Source organism: Actinomadura sp. NBRC 104412, assembly GCF_030269515.1.
Classification (GTDB): domain Bacteria; phylum Actinomycetota; class Actinomycetes; order Streptosporangiales; family Streptosporangiaceae; genus Spirillospora.
Genome location: NZ_BSTM01000073.1, coordinates 1 through 3159, shown reverse-complemented (window position 1 = coordinate 3159; position 3159 = coordinate 1). Strand labels below are relative to the sequence as shown.

The 3159-nt window shown below is 69.0% G+C and carries 3 protein-coding genes and 1 pseudogene; 1 reads left to right on the top strand and 3 read right to left on the bottom strand.

Translation table 11 applies throughout. The features are described 5' to 3' along the window. Positions 1 to 127 (top strand): annotated as a pseudogene (locus tag QSK21_RS35695) (IS630 family transposase); the annotation flags it as partial. Between the two features lie 263 nt (positions 128 to 390). Here the strand turns inward: QSK21_RS35695 and QSK21_RS35690 are convergent. The 3 genes from QSK21_RS35690 to QSK21_RS35680 form a co-directional block, all read right to left on the bottom strand. Further along, a complete protein-coding gene (locus tag QSK21_RS35690) occupies positions 391 to 972 on the bottom strand; it encodes a DUF5994 family protein (RefSeq protein ID WP_285702184.1) in 582 nt (193 codons plus the stop codon). Between the two features lie 48 nt (positions 973 to 1020). Next, entirely contained in the window at positions 1021 to 1389 is a 369-nt protein-coding gene (locus tag QSK21_RS35685; protein WP_285702183.1) for a LapA family protein, read from the bottom strand. 705 nt (positions 1390 to 2094) lie between these two features. After that, positions 2095 to 2532 (bottom strand): STAS domain-containing protein, encoded by a 438-nt coding sequence (locus QSK21_RS35680; RefSeq protein ID WP_285702182.1) that lies wholly within the window; start codon positions 2530 to 2532, stop codon positions 2095 to 2097. Positions 2533 to 3159 lie beyond the last annotated feature (627 nt).

Genomic DNA, 3159 nt, shown 5'->3' with positions numbered 1-3159 from the left:
CGACGTCCGCGGCTGGGTCAACGAGTGGAACAAGGACCCCAAGCCGTACGTGTGGACCAAACCCGCCGACGAAATCCTCGAAACCCTCGCCGCATACTGCCAACGAATTAACGACTCACAACACTAGCCCATCGTTCGCAAGGTCATGCGGTGATTTCGGCGTGGACGTCCGGGGCTGCGGTGAACGGCGAGGGGGCGGCCGAGCCCGGCGGCGCGACGCTGGATGCCGACCAGCACGGCCAGTCCATCCGCGTCGGTGGACGCCACCTCCCCGGGTCAAGGATCAGCAGGCGGGCGCGGTGGTGGTGAGCGTGGTCATGGTGATCCCCGATCACAGGGAACGCCGACCCGTACGGCCGGATGATGGGTCGTGCGGGGGGGCGGAGCGGATCAACGCGCCGCGCCGCCTTGCCGAAGGCGTCCGCCCTCGGACTCCCAGACGCTCTCTGGCACCGCCGGGGTGCCGGCCGGGTTCGTCCGGCCGGGCGGCGGCGGGGTGAGGACGGCCAGCAGGTCAGGGGTGTGAAGGAGGTTGTGAGGGTCCGACGCGAGCTCCATCGAGGCTTCGGCTTCGGTGTGGGGCGTGGCGGCCGGGACGGAGAACAGGTCCACGCGCCGGCCGTCGGCGTAGATCGCGGTGAGCAGCCCGGGCGGCAGGGTATCGAACCAGCTCAGCCGCACCACCCGGGTATCGGCCGGGCCGTCGATGCGCAGCCGGCGGGGACGGCTGTCCCAGTCGGCCACCCGGAGCAGGACGTGGGTGATGGGACCATGGTCATCGATGGGGCCGTGGTCCTGCAGGGCCAGGATCAGGCCCGGCAGCTCCGCGACCGGGTCGGCCGACCGGGGCCACCAGGCGCCGTCCAGCGCGGTCCGCGCCGAGCCGGGAGGAACCGCCGGGCGCAGCCGCAGCCGTGGGGTCGAGGGCGGTGACAGGCTGATCGTTGTGCGGCGTTCGGCGGTGGTCCACATGGCGGGCGCCTTCCTGGAGGGTTTCGATCGGTGCGGCGGGCCGGTTTCTCAGCGGAGGCGCTTGCGGGTCAGCGGGCGCAGTTGGGTGAGGCGGGCGGTTCCCAGGATCAAGGTGACCGCGATCCCGGCGGCCATGGCGGCCATGAGCACGAGCGCCAGTGGCAGGACGCCGCTCATGCCGGCGAAGGAGACCCGTACGTCGCCGGTGTTGCTCACCACGAACACCATGAAGACGGCCAAGATGACCGCGACGGCCCACAGCCCGATCCACACCACGCTGGTGCGGGCCACCGTCACCGTTCCCGTTCCCGGCGCGTGCAAGGGCTTGAGCCGATCGGGCACTCCGGGGCCAGGTGCTCTGAGCTGGGACGCCGAACCGGTCTGCCCGTTGGCGCGCGGCTTGTGCGAGGTCTGCATGACTCCCCCCTCTCCGGGGGCGGGCCGGTGTGACGGATAAACCCCAGAACGGGGGATGTCATCGTTTACCGGATAATTTGAGTCTACCCGAGTAGTCGCCGATATGCGGGAAACGGACATAGTTTCTGGGTGATTCGCTCGCGCATCGCGACCCGCCGGCGCCGGCGCGCGAAATAACCGCTCCTGATTTGCTGCGGATTTCCGGTCGAGGCGACGCGGTTATCAGCGCGAGTGATGGGTTGCGCATGGATTGGCTGTGTCCATCCTCGGGTCATCCTGCTTGGCTGGGACGTGGCCGGTCCACACTGCCTAGGGGAAATTGGGCCAAGGCTCCGGGGCCGCCCGCTCCTCCCCGAGCGGGCGGCCCTGGACCGGCGGCCTCCTGATGCGAACGAGGGCAGCGTGATCGCCGATCGACGCGGGTGGACCGGAATAGGGCCCATCAGCACCATCAACCGCGTCTCCGGGCCCGGGCAAGCCGCCACGCACCCAACCGTCCCCGGCCGAATCATCCAGTAGGACAGGACGGAGACGATGATGGTGTACTGCGTGGGCAGGTGCAGGCTCAGCCCGGCCTCGGGCGCGGGAGCGCCAGGACGAATGGGGCAGTGCCCGCGCTTGAGGTGATGTGCTGCTGTTCTCGCGGGAGAGCAGTCTTGCGCGCCGGGGCGTGCGGTTCGAAGCGCACCTCCACCGATGGCGGGCTCAACGTGCCGGGATCGCGGAGGACACCCGATGGGGCTGATGGCGGATCACGTCGGTGTGGGTGCGGGACCAGACGCGCGCATCGGTCACCGTCTGGTGGACCGACAGGCCGCGGTCCAGCCCGGTGAGTTCCAGCAGGGCGGACAGCCTCGGTCCTGGGGCGGCCAGCAGCATGACGATGCCGCGGGCGACGGCACGGCGCTGGATACCGATCAGCACCGCCAGTCCGGCGGCGTCGCAGAACGAGACTCCGGACAGGTCCAGGATCAGCGGTCCCGTGCGGGGGCGGAGTGCGGCGATCAGTTGTTCCCGCAGCACCGGTGCGGTGGCGATGTCGAGGTCACCGCGCACCCTGACGAGTGTGTGGTCGGGGTGGGCGAAGACGGCCGTCTCCCTTGTGGGATGGCCTTCCGTGCGAGCAGTGTGCGTGGTTGTCATGAGGATGTCCGATCGTTCGGTGGGCGGCGGTCGGGCTCATGCCCGGCGCGGGACCGTCGTGGTCCCCGCACCGCCGTGGGGTGGCGTGCTGGTCGCGCTAGCGCCGGCCGCGAGCCGATACGCGGCTTGGCGTTCGGCGGTTCCGGCCGGTTCCGAAGATCCGGGTGCCGGCGAGCGCACCGGCCGCGGCCGTCGCCAACGCCACGATCAGTGCGATGACCGGCGAGATCGTCATCTGGGACACGGCGAACACGATGACTGCCGTTGCTGCGAGCGAGGCCGACCAGAACCGGGGAAGGCCCGTCACCTGAACGGTGCGGTCCGTGCTTGGCCGGATGGGGCGTCGAGTGCGATACGAGGTCGGCATGGCATCCCCCTTCTGGGGTGAGCCGGTGTGACAAGTCAGCCCCGAGATGGGAAGTTTGTCATTGCCGGACTGCTATAAGTCTACCCGCGTTTCTTGAAGATAGCGAATTTCTCAAGTGGGCATTTCGCGTGACTGAGGTGATCTCAGAGATTTCGAACCGGACAACGAGGCTTTCTGTGGCCTGAAGGATGCGGTCCGGGGAGACACGCGGGCAGATCGCCGGGCGGTGAAACGGGACGTGGAGCCCCGGTAGAACAACG